Annotated in this window: 16 protein-coding genes; 11 read left to right on the plus strand and 5 right to left on the minus strand. The window is 70.7% G+C overall.

The genetic code is table 11. From position 1 onward, the window contains the following. Positions 1-70: 70 nt before the first annotated feature. The 4 genes from AC07FT_RS03350 to AC07FT_RS03365 all read left to right on the plus strand — a co-directional run bounded on the left by AC07FT_RS03350 (position 71) and on the right by AC07FT_RS03365 (position 5518). A complete protein-coding gene (locus AC07FT_RS03350) occupies positions 71-1462 on the plus strand; it encodes a class II fumarate hydratase (RefSeq protein WP_479173602.1) in 1392 nt (463 codons plus the stop codon). A 68-nt stretch (positions 1463-1530) separates the two neighbouring features. Then, positions 1531-2232: a cytidylyl-2-hydroxypropylphosphonate hydrolase gene (gene fomD, locus AC07FT_RS03355; protein WP_479173604.1), complete on the plus strand. Its 702-nt coding sequence runs from the start codon at positions 1531-1533 to the stop codon at positions 2230-2232. 133 nt (positions 2233-2365) lie between these two features. Further along, a complete protein-coding gene (locus tag AC07FT_RS03360; RefSeq protein WP_479173606.1) occupies positions 2366-3085 on the plus strand; it encodes a class I SAM-dependent DNA methyltransferase in 720 nt (239 codons plus the stop codon). Between the two features lie 57 nt (positions 3086-3142). Beyond that, positions 3143-5518, plus strand: coding sequence for a SpoIIE family protein phosphatase (locus AC07FT_RS03365; RefSeq protein WP_479173607.1), 2376 nt, complete (start codon positions 3143-3145; stop codon positions 5516-5518). Positions 5519-5575: 57 nt separating this feature from the next. On the opposite strand, the gene AC07FT_RS03370 is transcribed toward AC07FT_RS03365, so the two are convergent. Continuing rightward, positions 5576-7804 carry a transglycosylase domain-containing protein gene (locus AC07FT_RS03370; RefSeq protein ID WP_479173609.1) on the minus strand — a complete coding sequence of 743 codons (2229 nt, stop codon included), beginning with the start codon at positions 7802-7804 and terminating at the stop codon, positions 5576-5578. A gap of 237 nt (positions 7805-8041) precedes the next feature. Here AC07FT_RS03370 and AC07FT_RS03375 point away from each other — a divergent pair, with 237 nt between their 5' ends. From AC07FT_RS03375 to AC07FT_RS03395, 5 genes are all read left to right on the plus strand, one after another. Continuing rightward, positions 8042-8974 carry an SPFH domain-containing protein gene (locus AC07FT_RS03375; RefSeq protein WP_479173611.1) on the plus strand — a complete coding sequence of 311 codons (933 nt, stop codon included), beginning with the start codon at positions 8042-8044 and terminating at the stop codon, positions 8972-8974. Then, positions 8971-9258 carry a type II toxin-antitoxin system antitoxin gene (locus AC07FT_RS03380; protein WP_479173613.1) on the plus strand — a complete coding sequence of 96 codons (288 nt, stop codon included), beginning with the start codon at positions 8971-8973 and terminating at the stop codon, positions 9256-9258. The genes AC07FT_RS03375 and AC07FT_RS03380 overlap by 4 nt, the downstream gene beginning before the upstream one ends. Before the next feature lie 125 nt (positions 9259-9383). After that, positions 9384-9908 (plus strand): PadR family transcriptional regulator, encoded by a 525-nt coding sequence (locus AC07FT_RS03385; protein WP_471194146.1) that lies wholly within the window; start codon positions 9384-9386, stop codon positions 9906-9908. After that, positions 9905-10591 carry an ABC transporter ATP-binding protein gene (locus tag AC07FT_RS03390; protein WP_471194148.1) on the plus strand — a complete coding sequence of 229 codons (687 nt, stop codon included), beginning with the start codon at positions 9905-9907 and terminating at the stop codon, positions 10589-10591. Before AC07FT_RS03385 ends, AC07FT_RS03390 begins: the two co-directional genes overlap by 4 nt. Then, positions 10588-13002, plus strand: coding sequence for an ABC transporter permease (locus AC07FT_RS03395; protein ID WP_479173615.1), 2415 nt, complete (start codon positions 10588-10590; stop codon positions 13000-13002). Before AC07FT_RS03390 ends, AC07FT_RS03395 begins: the two co-directional genes overlap by 4 nt. Before the next feature lie 33 nt (positions 13003-13035). On the opposite strand, the gene AC07FT_RS03400 is transcribed toward AC07FT_RS03395, so the two are convergent. Continuing rightward, positions 13036-13989 (minus strand): LysR substrate-binding domain-containing protein, encoded by a 954-nt coding sequence (locus AC07FT_RS03400; protein WP_471194152.1) that lies wholly within the window; start codon positions 13987-13989, stop codon positions 13036-13038. Between the two features lie 138 nt (positions 13990-14127). Here AC07FT_RS03400 and AC07FT_RS03405 point away from each other — a divergent pair, with 138 nt between their 5' ends. Then, complete coding sequence (locus tag AC07FT_RS03405; RefSeq protein ID WP_254738041.1) at positions 14128-14682, plus strand: peroxiredoxin; 555 nt, start codon at positions 14128-14130, stop codon at positions 14680-14682. Positions 14683-14693: 11 nt separating this feature from the next. Continuing rightward, positions 14694-15233, plus strand: a complete 540-nt coding sequence (locus tag AC07FT_RS03410; RefSeq protein ID WP_479173618.1) for an alkyl hydroperoxide reductase — start codon at positions 14694-14696, stop codon at positions 15231-15233. Between the two features lie 91 nt (positions 15234-15324). Here the strand turns inward: AC07FT_RS03410 and AC07FT_RS03415 are convergent, their stop codons facing one another. The 3 genes from AC07FT_RS03415 to AC07FT_RS03425 form a co-directional block, all read right to left on the minus strand. Beyond that, positions 15325-16827, minus strand: a complete 1503-nt coding sequence (locus tag AC07FT_RS03415) for an AI-2E family transporter (protein ID WP_479173620.1) — start codon at positions 16825-16827, stop codon at positions 15325-15327. Between the two features lie 138 nt (positions 16828-16965). Then, on the minus strand, positions 16966-17676 hold the full coding sequence (locus AC07FT_RS03420; protein WP_471194158.1) for an aggregation-promoting factor C-terminal-like domain-containing protein: 711 nt from the start codon (positions 17674-17676) through the stop codon (positions 16966-16968). A gap of 440 nt (positions 17677-18116) precedes the next feature. Then, a complete protein-coding gene (locus tag AC07FT_RS03425) occupies positions 18117-19454 on the minus strand; it encodes a PhoH family protein (RefSeq protein WP_254738037.1) in 1338 nt (445 codons plus the stop codon). Positions 19455-19931: the final 477 nt, after the last annotated feature.

The raw sequence follows: 19931 nt of genomic DNA on the forward strand, positions 1-19931 counted from the left end.
GGAACACGCCGCGCCGCGCGGGTGCTGTCCTGGGCGAAGGGGCCCTGTGAGAGCGAGGCGGAATAACGCGATGAGCGACGACAGCTACCGGACCGAGCACGACTCGATGGGAGAGGTACGGGTCCCCGCACACGCCAAATGGCGGGCCCAGACCCAGCGGGCGGTGGAGAACTTCCCCGTCAGCGGCCAGCGGCTGGAGCGGGCCCATATCGAGGCACTCGCCCGGATCAAGGCCGCGGCGGCCACGGTCAACGCCGGTCTCGGCGTGATCGACGAGGAGGTGGCCGGGGCCATCGCGGAGGCGGCGGCCGAGGTCGCCGGGGGCCGCTGGGACGACCACTTCCCGGTCGACGTCTTCCAGACCGGCTCGGGCACCTCGTCCAATATGAACACCAACGAGGTGCTGGCCACCCTGGCGAGCGAGCGGCTGGGCCGCGCGGTCCACCCCAACGACCACGTCAACGCCAGCCAGTCGTCCAACGACGTCTTCCCCTCGTCCATCCACATCGCGGCCACCGCCGCCGTCACCGCCGATCTGATCCCGGCGCTGGACCGGCTCGCCGGGGCGCTGGAGGGCAAGGCCGCGGAGTTCGCCGACGTGGTCAAGGCGGGCCGCACCCATCTGATGGACGCCACCCCGGTGACCCTGGGCCAGGAGTTCGGCGGCTACGCGGCGCAGATCCGGTACGGAGTCGAGCGGCTGCGCTCCTCGCTGCCCCGGCTGGCCGAACTGCCGCTGGGCGGTACGGCGGTGGGCACCGGGATCAACACCCCGCCCGGGTTCTCCGCCGCCGTGATCGCCGAACTGGCGCGGGCCACCGGGCTGCCGCTCACCGAGGCCCGGAACCACTTCGAGGCGCAGGGCGCCCGGGACGCGCTGGTGGAGACCTCCGGCCAGCTGCGGACCGTCGCGGTCGGCCTGACCAAGATCGCCAACGATCTGCGCTGGATGGCCTCGGGCCCGCGCACCGGACTGGCCGAGATCGCGCTGCCGGACCTCCAGCCCGGTTCGTCGATCATGCCGGGGAAGGTCAACCCGGTGATCCCCGAGGCGGTGCTGATGGTCGCCGCGCAGGTCACCGGCAACGACACCACCGTGGCCACGGCCGGGGCCGCCGGGAACTTCGAGCTCAATGTGATGCTCCCGGTGATGGCGAAGAACCTGCTGGAGTCGATCCGGCTGCTGGCCAACGCCTCCCGGCTGCTGGCCGACCGCACCGTCGACGGGATCACGGCCGACCGCGAGCGCGCCCGCGAGTACGCCGAGTCCTCCCCCTCCGTCGTGACCCCGCTCAACCGCTACCTCGGCTACGAGGAGGCGGCCAGGGTCGCCAAGAAGTCCCTGGCCGAGCGGAAGACGATCCGCCAGGTCGTGCTGGAGTCCGGCTATGTCGAGCGCGGACTGCTGACCCGGGAACAGCTCGACGAGGCGCTGGACGTGCTGCGCATGACACATCCGTAACCATGTGTGAGAGAACCGTTGCGGCATAGGTCACGGCACCGCGGCCCGGTCACACCTAAGATCTGCTCATGACAGCGGACATCGTGGAGACGACGGGCGCGGCGGACACCGCCCGATGGGCGCCGGGGGATCACATCCTCTGGCGCTACCGGGCCAACGCCGACGACCGCATCCACATCTGCCGCCCCGTGACCGTCGTACGGGACACCCCGGAGGTGCTCGCCGTCTGGCTCGCGCCGGGCACCCCGTGCGTCAAACCGCAGCTGACCGACGGCACCTCGGTGCACCGCGAACCGCTGTCCACCCGTTACACCAAACCGCGCACCACCGCGCTCTGCGAGTGGCTGGGCACCGGAGTCCTCAAACTGGCCCGGCCCGGGGAGCCCTGGTCGGTGTGGCTGTTCTGGGACGACGGCTGGCAGTTCAAGAACTGGTACGTGAACCTGGAGGACCCGCTGGCCCGCTGGGCCGGCGGGGTGGACTCCGAGGACCACTTCCTGGACATCGCGGTCTACCCGGACCGCAGCTGGGAATGGAAGGACGAGGACGAGTTCGCGCAGGCCCAGCGGGCCGGTCTGATGGACGCGGCACAGGCGCGCCGGGTCCGGACCGCCGGCCGGGCGGCCGTGGAACTCATCGAAGCGTGGGGAGTGCCGTTCCGGGACGGCTGGGAGGACTGGCGACCCGACCCGGCCTGGCGGCTTCCGGCGCTTCCGGCGGACTGGGACCGTACGGACAGGGGGCATACGTCCACGCACTCGAGGTCCTGAACCTCTTGTTGTGCACCGGTGTTTCAAACGTAGGATCGTCGTCCGGAACACCGCGCGCACGGGAAACCAGACACTGGCGCAACTCACGGACGATGCGCAAGATCTGACGCAATGTCACAGGAGGGGCGGAGTCGTGAGCAGTGAGGACGACTACGGCGACGGCTACGAGGGGTACCGGGACTTCGACCGTCTGGCGCTGGACCGCAGCGGCCAGGCCGAAGCCTTCGACGCGATAGGCGACCGTTACGACGAAGCCTTTCCGCATAAGGAAGGCCAGGTCAAGGCGGGTCAGTGGCTGGCCGACGCACTCGCTCCCGGCTCCCGGGTGCTGGACGTCGGCTGTGGCACCGGACTGCCCACGGCCCGTCAGCTCGCCGAGGCCGGGCACCGGGTCACCGGCATCGACATATCGCCGGGCATGCTCAAGCTGGCCCGGGACAACGTCCCCGGCGCCGAGTTCCACCAGGTGGACATCGTCGATCTGCGGTCCGGCGGACGGCACGGCCCCGGAGGGACGCGTGAACTCGGCCCCTTCGACGGCATCGCCGCCTTCTTCGCCCTGGTCCTGCTGCCCCGCGCGGAGATTCCCTACGCGCTGCGGGCGCTGCACGCGGTGCTCAGACCCGGCGGAGCGATGGTGCTCGGCATGGTGGAGGCGGACGTCGACGACTTCGCCATCCCTTTCCTCGGCAACTCGGTCCGGGTGTCCGGCTATCTGCGGGAGGATCTCCGACAGGTCGTCAGTGACGCGGGCTTCGAGATCACCGGAGAGGACTCGCACGCGTACGCCCCGGCGAGCACCGACGTACCGCCCGAGATCCAGCTCTATCTGCACTGCCGACGACGTGCCTGACACACGGTGCGCCCCCCACACCAGGGCGCACGGCCCCGGACGGATGGAAACCCACGCGTGACGGAGCACCCGACCTCCCCCAACAGGCGACAGGCTGCCACCCCTGCCGCCGCCTCGGGCCTGCCCGAGGACGCGCACGGCGCGGTCCCGGACCCGCGGACCGCCGTGCGGCGGACGGCCGCGCCCGGCCAGGAGCCGGACGGTGGACGGCCGCGACCGGCGTCCCCCGGGGACGGGCCGTCCGCGGCACCGGCCGGGGACGGCGCACCGGGCCGGGACGAGGAGCCCGCCGCCCCTCGGGGCTCGGCGCGGGCCAGGCGGCGCGGCCAGGGCGCGGCCGAGACCGCCCCGCGCGGTGGTGGAGGTACCGAGCGCCGGAGCGCGGCGCACAGCGAGCACCCGGCACAGCCGGAGCACGGCACACCGGAGGGCGAACCTGTGTGGGACGCGGACCGCAACGCCGCCAGAGGCGCGGCACGCCGACCCGGAGCGCGTGACGGCTCCCCGGAGCGGGACGGGCGCGCGCCGGACGCCGGGCACCGGGACACCGGCCGCCCCGGCGCCGCCGCGGGTGAACACCCCGCCCAGCCGGTGGAGTCGGCGGACGCGGTGGCCACGGCGGCCGGAGAGGTCGCGTACACCGGGTCCGGCGGCGGTATGCCCGCGGTGCCCCCGGCCGGTGGCGCCGGCGGTGCCGGCGCGGCCGAGACGGCCGCCGCCCGGGACCGCGGCGGGGACCGGCTGCGCTTCGTCGGCGCGGCCACCCGTCGGATCGCCCGCGGTATCGACCTCGACGAGATCGTGCTCGGCCTGTGCCGGGCCACCGTGCCCACCTTCGCCGACGCGATCCTGGTCTATCTGCGCGATCCGCTCCCGGTGGGCGACGAGCGCCCGGTGGGCCCGGTGGTGCTGCGGCTGCGCCGTACCGACCGGATCCCGCTGGACCCGGACACCGACAGCGGACGGCTGCCGCTGATGCCCTCCCAGCCGGATCTGTCGCCCGCGGTGGGCGGCGGTCCGGCGGCCGAGCTGTGCGAGGTGGAGGCGGGCGGTCCGCTGGCCGAGGTGCTGCGCGGGGTGCGGCCGGTCTTCGGCGACTCCCTGGCCGCCCGCGCCGCCCTGCCCGAACTGCTCGGCGACAGCACCTCGGTGGCCACCGGCCAGCGCACCGTGCTGGCACCGCTGCGCGGCCGCCGCCGGGTGATCGGCGCGGCGGTGTTCGTCCGCCGCCCGGACCGGCCGCCGTTCGAACCGGACGACCTACTGGTCGCGGCCCAGCTGGCCACCCACACCGCGCTCGGGGTGGACAAGGCGGTGCTCTACGGACGCGAGGTCTACATCGCGGACGAGCTCCAGCGCACCATGCTGCCCGACTCGCTGCCGCAGCCCACCGGCGTCCGGCTGGCCAGCCGCTATCTGCCCGCCGCGGAGACCGCCCGGGTCGGCGGTGACTGGTACGACGCGATCCCGCTGCCGGGCAACCGGGTGGCACTGGTCGTCGGCGATGTGATGGGCCACTCGATGACCTCCGCCGCGATCATGGGCCAGCTGCGCACCACCGCCCAGACCCTGGCCGGACTCGACCTGCCGCCGCAGGAGGTGCTGCACCACCTCGACGAACAGGCCCAGCGGCTGGGCACGGACCGTATGGCCACCTGTCTGTACGCGGTCTACGACCCGGTCGCGCACCGCATCGTGGTGGCCAACGCGGGCCATCCGCCGCCCCTGTTGCTGCACCGGGGCGGCCGGGCCGAGGTGCTGCGGGTGCCGCCCGGCGCGCCCATCGGCGTCGGCGGGGTCGACTTCGAGGCGGTCGAGCTGGACGCCCCGGCCGGGGCCACGCTGATGCTCTACACCGACGGTCTGGTCGAGTCGCGGATGCGCGACGTCTGGACCGGGATCGAGCAGCTGCGGGAGCGGCTGACCGCCACCGCGCGGCTCACCGGCCCCAACCCGCCGCCGCTGGAGCCGCTGTGCGACGAGGTGCTGGACATGCTGGGGCCCGGCGACCGCGATGACGACGTGGCGCTGCTGGCGGCCCGGTTCGAGGGCATCGCGCCCAGCGATGTCGCGTACTGGTTCCTGGACCCCAAGGCGCAGACCGCCGGACAGGCCCGCCGGCTGGCCCGCCGCGCCCTGGCCCGCTGGGATCTGGACGATCTGACGGACGCGGTGGAACTGCTGGTGAGCGAGGTGGTCACCAACGCCGTGCGCTACGCGGAACGGCCGATCACCCTGCGGCTGCTGCGCACCGACGTCCTGCGCTGTGAGGTCGGCGACGACGTACCGCAGCTCCCGCGGCTGCGCCAGGCCCGGCCGTCCGACGAGGGCGGCCGCGGACTGTACCTGGTCAACCGGATGGCCCGGCGCTGGGGCGCCACCCGGCTGAGCACCGGCAAGGTGGTCTGGTTCGAGCTGGCCATGCCGTCCTGAGCCGCCGCCCCCGGAAGGCATCGGGCCCCGAGCCGTTCGGCTCGGGGCCCGCTGTCCTCATGGCTCCTGGCGCTTGTTGCCCGGGAGGCCCTCGTCGTCCGGTGGGGTGACCGGGGTCGTCGGGGTGGTCGGTGTCTCGTCGTCCGGCGGAGTGGTCTCCGGGCTGGACGGTGTGGTGGTCGGCGTCGACTCGGACGGCGTCGGGGACGTCGACTCGCTCTCGGAGTCACTCGGCGTCGGCGTCGGCGACGTGCTCTCCGACTCCGTCGGCTCCGGCGACGTGGAGGGTGAGGTGGTCGGCGGTACGGGCTCGTCCACCTCCAGGTCGAACTCGGTGTCCTTGGTGTCGTCCGCCGCGGCGCCCATGTAGGACCCCCAGATCGAGGCCGGGTAGCCGGAGCCGTTGACCCGGCCGCCGCCACCGGTGCCCTTGAGGGTGACCTGTTTGCCGCCCGGGACCTCACCGAACATACCGACGGAGGTGACCAGACCGGGGGTGTAGCCGGTGAACCAGGCGGACTTGTTGTCGTCCGAGGTACCCGTCTTGCCCGCCACGTCCATGCCCTGGCGCTTCACGGCCTGGCCGGTGCCGTCGGCGACCACACCGGTGAGGACGGAGGTCACCGCGTCGGCGGCGCCGCGGCTGATCGCCTGGCCGTTGGTCGGGTCGGGCAGCTCGGCCTGCTCATCGCCCTTCTCGGCGGACTTCACGATCGCCGGGGTGACCTTCTTGCCGTGGTTGTCGAGGGTCGCGTAGACCCCGGCCATATGCAGCGGGCTGGCGCCCATCGAGCCCAGCGACATCGCGGGGTGCTCACCGAAGCCTCCGGCCTTGCCGTTCATCCCGAGACCGACGGCGGTCGACTTGACCTTGGGCAGGCCCACGTCCACGGCCATCTGCGCGTAGACGGAGTTGATCGACAGGTTCATCGCCTTCTGGACGCTGACCGGGCCGTAGGACCTGTCGTCCTCGTTCTCCGGTGCGAACCCGACGGAGCTGCCCTTCACCGGCCGCTTGCTGGTGCCGTCGTAGACGGTGTCGGCGGTGATCGGGGTGCCGTCCTGGGTGGTGGATTCGTTCTCCAGCGCGGAGGCGAGGATCAGCGGTTTGAAGGTGGAGGCGGGCTGGTAGTCCTCACGCGTCGCGTTGTTGGTCCAGTGCTTGGTGTAGCCCGCACCGCCGTACATGGCCACCACACCACCGGTCTTGGGGTCCACCGAGACCGCGCCGACCTGGGCGTGCTTGTCGACCTTGCGCTTGCTGGGGTCCAGCTTGTCGGTCAGCTGGGTGCGGACCGCCTTCTCCAGCGACTTCTGCTTCTTGCGGTCGATGTTGAGAGTGATCGTCCAGCCGCCGGCCTCGAACTCCCGCTCATCCACACCCGCCTTGAACAGCTCCTTCTTGGCGGCCTCGATGAAGTACCCGGTCTGACCGTCGAGTCCGGGGATCGGACGCGGGTCGATGGGCGTCTTGAACTTCGTGTCCTGGCGGGCGCTCCTGGACAGCCAGTCCTTCTCGACCATGTTGTCGAGGATGTAGTTCCAGCGGGCCTCGACCATCTTCTTGCCGTTGGGGCCCGCGGTCGAGTAGTCGTACTGGCTCGGCGCCTGGAGCAGCGCGGCGAGATAGGCGCCCTCCGCCACACTGAGCTTCTCGGCGTCCTTGTTGTAGTACGCACGGGCGGCGGCCTGGATGCCGTAGGCGTTCCGGCCGTAGTAGCTGGTGTTGATGTACCCGGCCAGGATGTAGTCCTTGGACTTCTGCTGATCCACCTTGAGGGAGATCACCAGCTCCTTGGCCTTGCGGGTGACGGTCTGCTCCTGGCTGAGGTAGTAGTTCTTCACATACTGCTGGGTGATGGTCGAACCACCCTGCTTGCCCCTGCCGAGCGCCGTGTTGATCAGGCCACGGGCGGTGCCGGTGAAGGAGACGCCCGAGTCGGAGTAGAAGTCCTTGTTCTCCGCGGCGACGAAGCTGTGCTGCACCGCCTTGGGGATCTTGCTCAGCGGTACGGACTCACGGTTGACATCGCCGTCCTTGGCCATGATCGAGCCGTCGCTGTACTTGAAGATATTGGCTTCTTTCCTGGCCTGAGCGTTGGCCGGGGGGACGTCTACCAGCAGGTAGAGCGCGAAGAACCCTCCGACGAGCAGTGCACAGAAGGTGACGACATACGCGAGGATCTTCTTCCAGGTGAAGAAGCGGCGTATGCCCCCCTTCTTTCCGGCCTTCTTGGCCTTGCGGGCGCCCTGCTCCCGTGCGCGCCGCTCTTCGGCTCTACCCATCTCTCCTGCCGTTCCAGTTCGTAAGCTCCCCAGCCCAGCTCACGAAGCTAACACCGCAACCACCCGCAAATGGTCATCGATCTCGCTTTTTCCGAAGGTGACAAAGAGCACCTACCTCAAGAGAACTGACGACTGAGGGGTGCGCAGGGTTGTCGGCGTCGCTAATCTGATATCACTTTGCTAGACGCCGGCCGCTGGATGGCAGCGCCGGGTCTTCGAGAGAACACGGGGACCGCCATGTCCGACGCCACCACCGCCACCGCACCCCCCGCCGAACCCCGGATACACGAGCGGCCCGCCCGCCACGTCAGCGGCGGCCTCGCCCTGCTGGGCGGTCTGCTCGGGGTCGTCGCCGGAGCCGGGCTGATCCTCGCCGGGGCGGCGGTCGCCTCCGAGGACAAGGGCGCCGCGTCGACCGCGCTGATCGTCGCCGGGATCCTGGCGGCCCTCACCGCGCTGATCACGATGTGCGGACTGAACACCATCGCCCCGGGTGAGGCCCGGGTCGTCCAGCTCTTCGGCCGCTACCGGGGCACCATCCGCACCGACGGTCTGCGCTGGGTGAATCCGCTCACCAGCCGGGAGAAGATCTCCACCCGCGTGCGCAACCACGAGACCGCGGTGCTCAAGGTCAATGACGCCTACGGCAATCCGATCGAGCTGGCCGCGGTGGTCGTATGGAAGGTCGAGGACACCGCGCAGGCCATGTTCGAGGTGGACGACTTCCTGGAGTTCGTCGCCACCCAGACCGAGGCCGCGGTGCGCCACATCGCCATCGAGTACCCCTATGACGCCCATGACGAGGACGGTCTGTCGCTGCGCGGCAACGCCGAGGAGATCACCGAGAAGCTGGCCGCGGAGCTGCACGCCCGGGTCGAGGCCGCCGGTGTGCGCATTGTCGAGTCGCGCTTCACCCACCTCGCCTACGCTCCGGAGATCGCCTCCGCGATGCTCCAGCGGCAGCAGGCGGGCGCCGTGGTCGCCGCGCGCCGCCAGATCGTGGACGGCGCGGTCGGCATGGTCGAGGCGGCACTGGCCCGGATCACCGAGGAGGAGATCGTGGAGCTGGACGCGGAACGCAAGGCCGCGATGGTCAGCAATCTGATGGTGGTGCTGTGCGGCGACCGCTCGCCGCAGCCCGTCCTCAACACCGGCACGCTCTACCAGTGACGGATCACGAGCGCCCCGCCGAGCACGCCGAGCCGGCGCGGCCGCCCGAACGGCAGCCGCGGCGGCCGCGGCAGCAGCGCAAGCAGATGCTGCTGCGGCTCGACCCGGCCGTGCACGACGCGCTCGCCCGCTGGGCCAACGACGAGCTGCGCAGCGCCAACGCACAGATCGAGTTCCTGCTGCGCAAGGCGCTCGCGGACGCGGGCCGGCTGCCCGGAGCGGCACAGCCGATCCCACGCCGCGGCCGTCCGCCGCGTGACACCACCCCGGGTGAGCCCGGCTGACCGGTCGGCCGACCGGTCAGCCGGCCCCGGCGCACCCTTTTCTTCCGCGCCTTCCTGACCTGTGCAAACACACTCTTCACCGCGTCTATACACACGACGTATACCCATCGTGTAGAGTGCCGCGCATGTCCATCGGCCACACTCTGCTCGGACTCCTGGAGTCCGGCCCGCGCCACGGCTACGACCTCAAGCGGGCCTTCGACGAACGATTCGGTCATGACCGCCCGCTCCACTACGGGCAGGTCTACTCGACGATGTCGCGCCTGCTGAAGAACGGTCTCGTCGAGGTCGACGGCATCGAGCACGGCGGCGGCCCGGAGCGCAAGCGCTACGCCATCACCGACGCGGGCATCACCGACGTCGAACAGTGGCTCGCCCAGCCCGAGAAGCCCGAGCCGTACCTGCAGTCGGTGCTCTACACCAAGGTCGTCCTCGCGCTGCTCACCGGACGCGACGCGGCCGATCTGCTCGACGTCCAGCGGGCCGAACACCTGCGGCTGATGCGCGACCTCACCCAGCGCAAGCGCGCGGGTGACCTCAGCGACCAACTGATCTGCGATCACGCGCTGTTCCATCTCGAGGCCGATCTGCGCTGGCTGGAGCTGACCGCCGCCCGCCTCGGCCAACTCAGCAAGGCGGTACGTTCATGACTCCCGCGGGTTCACTGCTCGTCGCCGACGGCCTCCACAAGGCCTACGGCCCCACCCCCGCACTCGATGGTGCGCACTTCTCCATCCACCCCGGCGAGGTCGTCGCGGTGATGGGCCCCTCCGGTTCCGGCAAGTCGACCCTGCTGCACTGTCTGGCCGGGATCGTCACCCCGGACTCGGGCTCGGTGTACTACGGCGGGCGCGATCTGTCCGCGATGTCGGACGCCGAGCGCAGCAGCCTGCGCCGCGGCGAGTTCGGCTTCGTCTTCCAGTTCGGCCAGCTCGTACCCGAGCTGAACTGTGTGGAGAACGTGGCGCTCCCGCTGCGGCTGAACGGTGTCAAGCGCAAGGAGGCCGAGGCCCGTGCGCTGACCTGGCTGGAGCGGCTGGAGGTCGCGGACGTCGGCGCCAAGCGCCCCGGTGAGGTCTCGGGCGGTCAGGGGCAGCGCGTCGCCGTCGCCCGTTCGCTGGTCACCAACCCGCGGGTACTGTTCGCCGACGAGCCCACCGGAGCGCTGGACTCGCTCAACGGGGAACGGGTGATGGAGCTGCTCACCGAGGCGGCCCGGGAGACCCGTGCCGCGGTGGTCCTGGTCACCCATGAGGCCCGGGTCGCCGCCTACTCCGACCGCGAGGTCGTGGTGCGCGACGGCAAGGCGCGGGACATGGCGGGCGTGCGATGACCGACCAGGGAACCCGGCCGTCGGACCGGCCCGCGACCCCGTCGCGCGGCGCCTTCGCCCGCTGGACCGCCGACCTCGCCATGGGCGCCCGGTTCGCCGTCACCGGCGGCCGGGAGAGCTGGGCCAGGACCATCATGACGGCGGTCGGGGTGGGACTCGGCGTGGTGCTGCTGCTGTTCGCCGCCTCCGCCCCCAACGCCTACGACCTCCGTGAGGACCGCGGCGCCGCCCGCTCGACCTACGACACCGTTCCCACCACCGAGGTGGCGGCGGGACCGGACACCTTGAGGGTCGCCGACGCGAACACCACGTTCCGCTCGGACGACATCGAGGGCAAGGTGCTGGCCCCCGACGGGAACAACCCGCCCGAGCCCCCGGGGGTGGACCGGGTCCCGGCCCCCGGCGAGATATGGGTCTCCCCCGCCCTGAAGAAGCTGCTCGGCGACAACAAGCTGCTGCGTGAGCGGCTGCCCTACCGCGTCGTCGGCACCATCGCCGACAGCGGGCTGTCCGGCCCGGCCGATCTGCGGTACTACGCGGGTGTCGACGGCGCCGTGTTCGCACACGACAAGGGCCAGCGCATCGACCACTGGGGCTCCCCGCCCTCCAGCAGCCCCATCAACCCCGGGGTGCTGCTGCTGGTCATCGTCGGCTGTGTGGTGCTGCTGCTCCCCGTCATGATCTTCATCGCGACCGCCGCGCGCTTCGGCGGCGAGCGGCGCGACCGACGGCTGGCGGCCCTGCGCCTGGTGGGCGCGGACAGCCATATGACCCGGCGGGTGGCCGCCGGGGAGTCGCTCTGCGGCTCACTCCTCGGGCTGGTGACCGGTGGGCTGCTGTTCCTCGGGGCGCGCGAGCTGGCCAGCAAGGTCGTGCTCTTCGACGCCAGCTTCTTCGCCGCCGACATCCGTCCGTCCGTGCCGCTGGCGCTGCTCATCGCGGTGGTCGTACCCGCCTCGGCCGTGGTCGTCACCCTGATCGCGCTGCGCGGGATCGCCATCGAACCACTGGGCGTCGTGCGCAACGCCACCCCGCGCCGCCGCCGGCTGTGGTGGCGACTGCTCCTCCCGGTGCTCGGCATCGGGCTGCTGCTGCCGCTGGCGGGCGGCTTCGGCGCGAACAGCAGCAGCGGGGACCGGGAGGTCTACCAGGCGGCGGCCGGCGCGGTCCTGACGCTGATCGGGACCACGGCGCTGCTGCCCTGGCTGGTCGAAGCCGTCGTCGAGAAGTTCGGCAAGGGTCCGGTGCCCTGGCAGCTCGCCACCCGGCGGCTCCAGCTCAGCAGCGGTACGGCGGCCCGTGCGGTGAGCGGTATCACCGTCGCCGTCGCCGGGGCCATCGCGATCCAGATGCTCTTCGCCACCGTGCAGGACAACCAGACCAGGTCCACCGGCCAGGACCCGTACCGCGCCCAGATGGCCGCGAGCCTCGAAGTCGACAACGGGCAGCAGGCCGCGGCCACCTTCGCCAAGTACCGCGCCACCAAGGGCGTACGCCAGGTGCTCGGCACCACCACGGCGTACGCGGCCGAGGCCCACCCCAAGAAGAAGCAGGCCTCCGACGACCGTCCGACGGAGTCGATCACGGTCGCCGACTGCGCCACCCTGCGCGAGATGGCCCGGCTCCGCCACTGCTCCGACGGCGATGTCTTCGTGGCCGAGGCCTCGTCCGAGATGTACGCCCCGGAGGAGCCCTCGTTCCTCAAGCCCGGTGTGGGGCTCAATCTGCGGCTGGACGGGGACGGCAGTCCGGTGGACAAGAACCCGAGGCTGTGGACCGTCCCGCGCTCGGCCGAGGTCGTGAAGACGAGGACGGACCCGCAGGGTTCGGAGAACCCCGGCGTCCTGGCCACCCCGGGCGCCCTGGAGGTCTCCCGGCTCAGCGACCCCACGGCCCAGGCCATGCTGGTACTGGACCCGAAGGTGCCGGACGCGCAGGAGTACGCGTGGAACACCAGCGCGACACTCTCCCCGACGATGGACGTGTACACCCTGACCAGCACCTCGGAGTCCAATCAGTTCGCGACGCTCCGCAAGGCGCTGCTCATCGGCGCCACCGCGACCCTGCTGCTCATCGGGGCCAGCATGATCGTCTCAACGCTGGAGCAACTGCGCGAGCGCAAGCGGCTGCTGTCCGTCCTGGTGGCCTTCGGCACCCGCCGCTCCACCCTCAGCTGGTCCGTGCTGTGGCAGACCGCGGTCCCGGTGGTCCTGGGCCTGGCGCTGTCGATCGCGGGTGGTCTCGCCCTGGGCACGCTGCTGCTGAAGATGATCGATGAGCCCTGGACCGTGGACTGGTCGAGCCTGAGCCTGATGACCGGTGTGGGCGCGGGCGTCATCGCCCTGGTGACCCTGGTGAGTCTGCCGCCGCTGTGGCGCATGATGCGCCCGGAGGGGCTGCGCACCGAGTAGCCGTCCACACCGCACCACAGGGGCCGGTGCGCATCACGAGGTGATGCGCACCGGGAGCGGACGCAGGGCGTCGCGCAGCGCGGAGGCGAAGGTCTCGAACTCCTCCGCTCGCGCGGCGCCCGCGCGCATGGCCAGGGCGATCCGCCGGGAGGGCGCCGGATCGGCGAACCAGCCGGTGGTCAGATGGTCGCCGCGGCCGGTCTCCACCCGCAGCGCGGTGCGCGGCAGCAGGGTCACCCCGAGCCCGCCCGCGACCAGCTGCACCAGGGTGGCGAGCCCGGCGGCGCTGGTGGTCACCGGGGCGCCCTCGGTCCGGCCCGCCTCCCGGCAGATGTCCAGCGCCTGGTCACGCAGACAGTGGCCCTCGTCCAGGAGCAGCAGATCCAGCTCCTTGAGCGCGTCGCGCGGGATGTCGCTGCGTCCGCCCAGCCAGTGGTCCTGCGGCATGACCAGGACGAAGTCCTCGTCGAACAGCGGCAGCTCGACCACGCCGGGGGCGCCGAGCGGCACCGCGAGCAGCAGCAGGTCCAGCCGTCCGTGGGCCAGTCCGTCCAGCAGCGAGGCGGTCTGCTCCTCGTAGACCTGGAGATCGAGGTCGGGGTAGTTCTGGTGCACCAGCCGCAGCACGGTCGGCAGCAGATAGGGCGCCACGGTCGGGATCACCCCGAGCCGCAGCACGCCCGTGAAGGGCGCCCGGGCTGCCTCCGCCTCCTCCATCAGCTCACCGACCGCCTCCAGGACGGTGCGGGCCCGCGCGGCCAGCCGCTCCCCCGCCGGGCTGAGCAGCACCTTGCGCGTCGTACGCTCCAGCAGTTGCACCCCGAGGGTCTCCTCCAGGGCGGCGACGGCGCCGGAGAGCGCGGGCTGGCTCATCCCGATGGCGGCCGCGGCGTCCCGGAAGTGCAGATGCTCCGCGACCGCGGCGAAGGCCCTGAGCTGGGACAGACTGGGCTGCCGCGGTTTGCCCGGAGCAGTGGGTACGGCCACTGATAACCACCTCCAATCAACATCACCGAGTCTAGCTATTTCACTGATCAATGCCAGCTGTGCCAGGGTGGGACTCGTCCAACCCCATGGAATCCCAGATCAAAAGGGCTTCCTACCCGAAAGCTGCAAGGAGAGCGCGTGCTCACTGTCGGTGACAAGTTCCCCGAGTACGACCTGACCGCCTGCGTTTCGCTGGAGACCGGCCAGGAGTTCGAGCAGATCAACCACAAGACCTACGAGGGCAAGTGGAAGGTCGTGTTCGCGTGGCCCAAGGACTTCACCTTCGTGTGCCCGACCGAGATCGCCGCGTTCGGCAAGCTGAACGACGAGTTCGCCGACCGTGACGCGCAGGTCCTCGGTTTCTCCGGTGACTCCGAGTTCGTCCACCACGCCTGGCGCAAGGACCACGCCGATCTGCGTGACCTGCCCTTCCCGATGCTGGCCGACTCCAAGCACGAGCTGATGCGCGACCTCGGCATCGAGGGCGAGGACGGCTTCGCCCAGCGCGCCGTCTTCATCGTGGACCCGAACAACGAGATCCAGTTCACCATGGTGACGGCGGGTTCCGTGGGCCGTAACCCCAAGGAGGTCCTGCGGGTGCTGGACGCCCTGCAGACCGACGAGCTGTGCCCGTGCAACTGGAGCAAGGGCGAGGACACCCTCGACCCGGTCAAGCTCCTCTCCGGCGAGTGAAGGTGAGCTGAATGGCACTCGATGAGCTGAAGTCCGCGCTTCCGGACTACGCCAAGGACCTCAAGCTGAACCTCGGTTCGGTGATCGGCAACTCCGAGCTCCCGCAGCAGCAGCTGTGGGGCACCGTCCTCTCCTGCGCGATCGCCTCGCGTTCGCCGCGGGTGCTGGCGGAGCTGGAGCCGGAGGCCAGGGCGAACCTGTCGCCGGAGGCGTACACCGCCGCCAAGTCGGCCGCGGCCGTCATGGCGATGAACAACGTGTTCTACCGGACCCGGCACCTGCTGTCCGACCCGGAGTACAACAACCTGCGCGCGGGTCTGCGGATGAACGTCATCGGCAACCCGGGTGTGGAGAAGGTCGACTTCGAGCTGTGGTCGCTGGCCGTCTCCGCGATCAACGGCTGCGGTATGTGCCTGGACTCGCATGAGCAGGTGCTCCGCAAGGCCGGTGTGGACCGCGAGACGATCCAGGAAGTCTTCAAGATCGCTTCCGTGCTCCAGGCCGTCGGCGCCACGCTGGACGCCGAGGCCACCCTCGCCGCGAACGGCTGAGCCGAGCGGCACCGGTCGCACATACGACGAGGGGCGCCCCACCGCCACGGCGGTGGGGCGCCCCTCGTCGTCGTTCCGCGGGACCGTCGGGTCAGCCGGACGCGTCGGCGTCCTTGGCCCCGCCCTTGCCCTTGCCGTCGGTGGCCTCACCGGGCGGCGCGGCCGGGGGCGGCGCGGTGGGCGCCACCCCGATGGCCGTGGCACCGTGCGGTCCGGGTCCGGGAGCGGCCGCCCGCAGGGCGTTGTCCTTGTTGTACGCGTGCAGATAGCCGACGACCGTATTGGTCACCGCCACCAGCGGCACCGCGACCACGGCGCCGCCGATCCCGCCGATCAGCGATCCGCCCGCGACCGAGAGCACCACGGCCAGCGGATGGACCCGCACCGCCCGGCCGAGGATGAACGGCTGGAGGATATGGCCCTCGATCTGCTGGACGGCCAGCACCACCAGCAGCACCATCGCCCCGGTGAACACGCCCTGGGTCACCAGCGCGACGACGACCGCCAGCGCGCCGGAGACCACCGCACCCACCAGCGGGATGAAGGCGAACAGGAAGATGAAGACGGCGAGCGGCACCGCCATCGGCACATCGAGGAAGAACAGCCCGACACCGATGAAGATCGCGTCGATCAGAGCCACTATCACCGTGCCGCGCACATAGGCGGTCAGGGTGGCCCAGGCCCGCGGGCCCGCGCCCGCGACACCCTCGCGGGCGGCGGACGGCACCAGCTTGAGGGTCCAGTTCCAGATCCTCGGCCCGTCGTAGAGCAGGAACAGTGTGCTGAACATCGTCAGCAGGATGCCGGTCAGCACCTCGACGACGACCGTCACGCCCTCCAGCCCGGCCGAGGTGATCTCCTCGGTGTTGGCGCCGACGGCCTCGCGCAGTGACTTGGCGACATGGTTGATCTGGGCCTCGGTCACATGGAACGGGCTGTGCAGCAGCCAGCGGCGCAGATCGTCGATACCGTCCTGGAGCTTGCTGGAGACCTCGTCGATGTTCTCCATCACCTGCCAGACGACGAACCAGATCACCAGTCCCATGACGACGAAGCCGCCGATGAAGGTGATGGCCGTGGCCAGCCCGCGCGGGACGCCGCGGTTGCGGAACCGGGCGACGGTCGGTTCCAGCAGCGCGGTGATCAGAAGCGCCACCGTGAAGGAGAGCACCACCAGTTGGATGGAGCTGATGACACGCATCAGCACCCAGACCGTTCCGGCGAGCACCAGCAGCCGCCATCCGGCCTCGGCAGCCACCCGTACGCCCCAGGGCACGGCGGCCACCGGATCGGGGCGGGCGGTGACGGCGGGCGCGTAGGCGGGCGGCGCGGGAACACTGGCGGGCTGCTCCGCGGCAGCGGTTCCGCCCTCGCCGCTGCCCGCCTCCGCACGGGGACCGTGTGGACCGGACGGTGATGACGCGGCGCGGCCGGCGGAAGCGCCGGTTCCAGCCGGGCCGCGCGCACCGGAGCCGGAGGCGCTCGCGGCGCCCTCGTCGGCGCCGGAAGCGGCGGCCTGCTGGGTCTCGAGGCGGGTGGCGAGCCGGGACAGTCCGGCCCCCAGCCTGCCCACCCATTGCGGCAATCTGGACATTGGTCTTTCTCTACCCCCGTTTTCCCTCTGCTGGCCGTGACGACGTTACCGGCTGAGGACAGACGAAACCCCCGACCGGGTGCGGCCGGGGGTTTCGCGATGTGTGACGGTCGGTGTCGGCCGTGCGGCCGGCTCCGATCAGTACCAGTTGTTGGCCTGCCAGAACGACCAGGCGCCACACGGGCTGCCGTAGCGGTCGTTCATGTAGTTCAGGCCCCACTTGATCTGGGTGGCCGGGTTGGTCTGCCAGTCGGCACCGGCCGAGGCCATCTTGGAGCCCGGCAGCGCCTGGACCAGACCGTAGGCACCCGACGAGGCGTTGGTGGCCTTGTAGTTCCACCCGCTCTCGTGGTCCACGATGTTGCTGAAGCACTGGAACTGATCGCCGGGGATCATCTGGCGCGCGATCGACTGCGTCTCGGCGATCGTGTACGAAGCCTGCTTGGGGATGCTGCCGGCGTCGCGCGACGCAGAGCGGCTCGCGACCTCCTGCTTCTTCTCCTCGCGCTCCTTGGCCAGCTTCTCGGCAGCCGCCTTGTCCGCGGCGGCCTTCTTGGCCTTCGCGTCCTTGGCAGCCTGCTTGCGGGCAGCTTCCTCGGCGGACTTCTTGGCCTCCGCGTCGGCGGCGGTGGACTGCACGTCCGCCTGCTGCGTCAGGGACGCGCCCTGTGCCACGGCCTGCTGGCCGGCGGGTATGTCCGCGAGGAGCGTCGAGTCGGCGGCGGTCGCCTCGATCGGGTCGGACGAGCTCTGCTGCTCGCCACCCGCGGCGACACCGACGACGGCGCCCACAGTGGTGACCGCGGTGGCCGAGGCCACTGCGAATCCCCGGACCGAAATCCGGCTCACTCGGTTTCCTTCCAGCATCGCCCGCTTAGGTGACCTCGCGGGCGCAATCGTGCCCCTGACGCTGGCTTCCCCTTGTTCCGTCCCCAGTGGTGCTTCGGAGGGGTCGGCTGGTCACGGGAGGCACGGGCCCGGTGGGTCCTCCCGCGGGAGGGCCCGGAGGTGCTCGGGCGGCATACGGCGAACGCTCTTCAGTTCTGGTGCTGCTGTGCTTCGGTACCGCTGGGGGTACATGAGTGCCGTATGCGGGGCCTGACAGGACCCACACACTGCCGGACGAGGACACCCGGAGGCAATTCTCCGCTGGGTGTGAAAGCTCACACCTCGTTTACGCCCAGGGATTTCTGGAAATCCCGGCGCAGCAAGACGCCGCGCGACTAGGCTCTTTGGCCCTTGCGCGCGGCGTCTTGTCGCTCAGCCGGTCCCAACCGGCCGCTACCCGCTCAGATGTGGCCGTCCTCCAGCATTTCGGTCACCAGTGCGGCGATCGGTGAACGCTCGGAACGGTTGAGCGTGACATGCGCGAACAGCGGGTGGCCCTTGAGCTTCTCGACCACCGCCACCACACCGTCATAGCGCCCGACGCGGAGATTGTCCCGCTGTGCCACATCATGGGTGAGAACCACCCGAGAGTTGGCACCGATGCGGGACAAAACGGTCAGCAGGACGTTCCGTTCGAGGGACTGCGCCTCATCGACGATCACGAAGGCGTCATGGAGCGAACGGCCGCGGATATGGGTGAGCGGCAGCACCTCCAGCATCCCGCGTCCGACGATCTCCTCGATCACCTCGGCGCTGGTCACCGCGGACAGCGTGTCGAAGACCGCCTGAGCCCAGGGGCTCATCTTCTCGGCCTCGCTGCCGGGCAGATAGCCCAACTCCTGTCCGCCCACCGCGTAGAGGGGGCGGAAGATCATCACCTTGCGGTGCTGCCGCCGCTCCAGTACGGCTTCCAGACCCGCGCACAGCGCCAACGCCGACTTGCCCGTACCGGCCCGGCCGCCCATCGAGAGGATGCCGACCTCGGGATCGAGCAGCAGGTCCAGCGCGATGCGCTGTTCGGCGCTGCGGCCGTGAATGCCGAACGCCTCACGGTCCCCGCGCACCAGCCGCACCTGTCCGTCCGGGGTGACCCGGCCCAGTGCCTTGCCCCGTTCGGACTGGAGGACCAGCCCGGTGTGCACCGGCAGTTCGGCCGCCTCGGGGATGAACGCGGTCTCGGTGGCGAACAGGTCGTCGACCTGATCGGCGGAGACGGCGAGCTCCGCCATCCCCGTCCAGCCCGAGTCGGTGATCGCCAGCTCCGCGCGGTACTCCTCGGCGAGCAGACCCACCGAGGACGCCTTGATGCGCAGCGGCAGGTCCTTGGAGACGACGGTGACGTCGTACCCCTCGGCCTGGAGGTTTCTGGCGACCGCGAGGATCCGCGAGTCGTTGTCCCCCACTTGGCCGCCATGGTTCCGGAAGGCGGCCGGCAGGACACCGGGATCGGAGTGGTTCAGCTCGACACGCAGGGTGCCACCCAGTTCGCCGATCGGGATCGGAGCGTCCAGACGGCCGTACCGGATGCGGTACTCGTCGAGCAGGCGGAGTGCCTGCCGGGCGAAATACCCCAGTTCCGGATGGTGCCGCTTGGCCTCCAGTTCCGTGACCACGACGACGGGCAGCACGACTTCGTGCTCGTCGAATCGGGCCATGGCACCTGGATCGGCCAGCAGGACGCTGGTGTCGAGGACATAGGTGCGCCGGTCGTTCACGCGGCGTTTTGCGCTGGTCACCACGGGTGGACGTACCCCCTCGGGAGAGGTTGGGGTGCGACGGCGTCGCGGGAGTGAGGTCCCCCCGTCACAGACGGGGGGCGGACCGGGCCCGGCCCTGCGGAGAAGGCCGGACACCGGCCCTCCGCGTCATACGCACGATCCGCACAGTCGTCCGTGTGCAAAGGGCCTCCCGGGCGAACGGCACGATGCCGTCCGCTGGCAATCCGACGATGCCCCGTCCCCGCTTGTCCACCGGGACAGGGCGTCGACCTGCAAGGGATATTCCCTCGAACGTGCGGAGCCATGCAACGGCATATGACGGCACGTATATGAACGTTGTGCGACCGGGGGGTCATACGACGGCCGGGGGGGGGGGGGGGGGGGGGGGGGGGGGGGGGGGGGGGGGGGGGGGGGGGGGGGGGGGGGGGGGGGGGGGGGAGGGGGGGGGGTGGGGGGGGGGGGGGGGGGTGTGGGGGGGGGGGGGGGGGGGGGGGGGGG

It is taken from the genome of Streptomyces sp. NPDC045899, from assembly GCF_056431485.1.

Bases quoted from the DNA above. Each gene is read 5' to 3' on its own strand.
- AC07FT_RS03415 (WP_479173620.1), bottom strand. From the start codon at position 16,827: ATGTCCAGATTGCCGCAATGGGTGGGCAGGCTGGGGGCCGGACTGTCC.
- fomD (WP_479173604.1), top strand. From the start codon at position 1,531: ATGACAGCGGACATCGTGGAGACGACGGGCGCGGCGGACACCGCCCGA.
- AC07FT_RS03410 (WP_479173618.1), top strand. From the start codon at position 14,694: ATGGCACTCGATGAGCTGAAGTCCGCGCTTCCGGACTACGCCAAGGAC.
- AC07FT_RS03395 (WP_479173615.1), top strand. From the start codon at position 10,588: ATGACCGACCAGGGAACCCGGCCGTCGGACCGGCCCGCGACCCCGTCG.
- AC07FT_RS03350 (WP_479173602.1), top strand. From the start codon at position 71: ATGAGCGACGACAGCTACCGGACCGAGCACGACTCGATGGGAGAGGTA.
- AC07FT_RS03390 (WP_471194148.1), top strand. From the start codon at position 9,905: ATGACTCCCGCGGGTTCACTGCTCGTCGCCGACGGCCTCCACAAGGCC.
- AC07FT_RS03385 (WP_471194146.1), top strand. From the start codon at position 9,384: ATGTCCATCGGCCACACTCTGCTCGGACTCCTGGAGTCCGGCCCGCGC.
- AC07FT_RS03370 (WP_479173609.1), bottom strand. From the start codon at position 7,804: ATGGGTAGAGCCGAAGAGCGGCGCGCACGGGAGCAGGGCGCCCGCAAG.
- AC07FT_RS03375 (WP_479173611.1), top strand. From the start codon at position 8,042: ATGTCCGACGCCACCACCGCCACCGCACCCCCCGCCGAACCCCGGATA.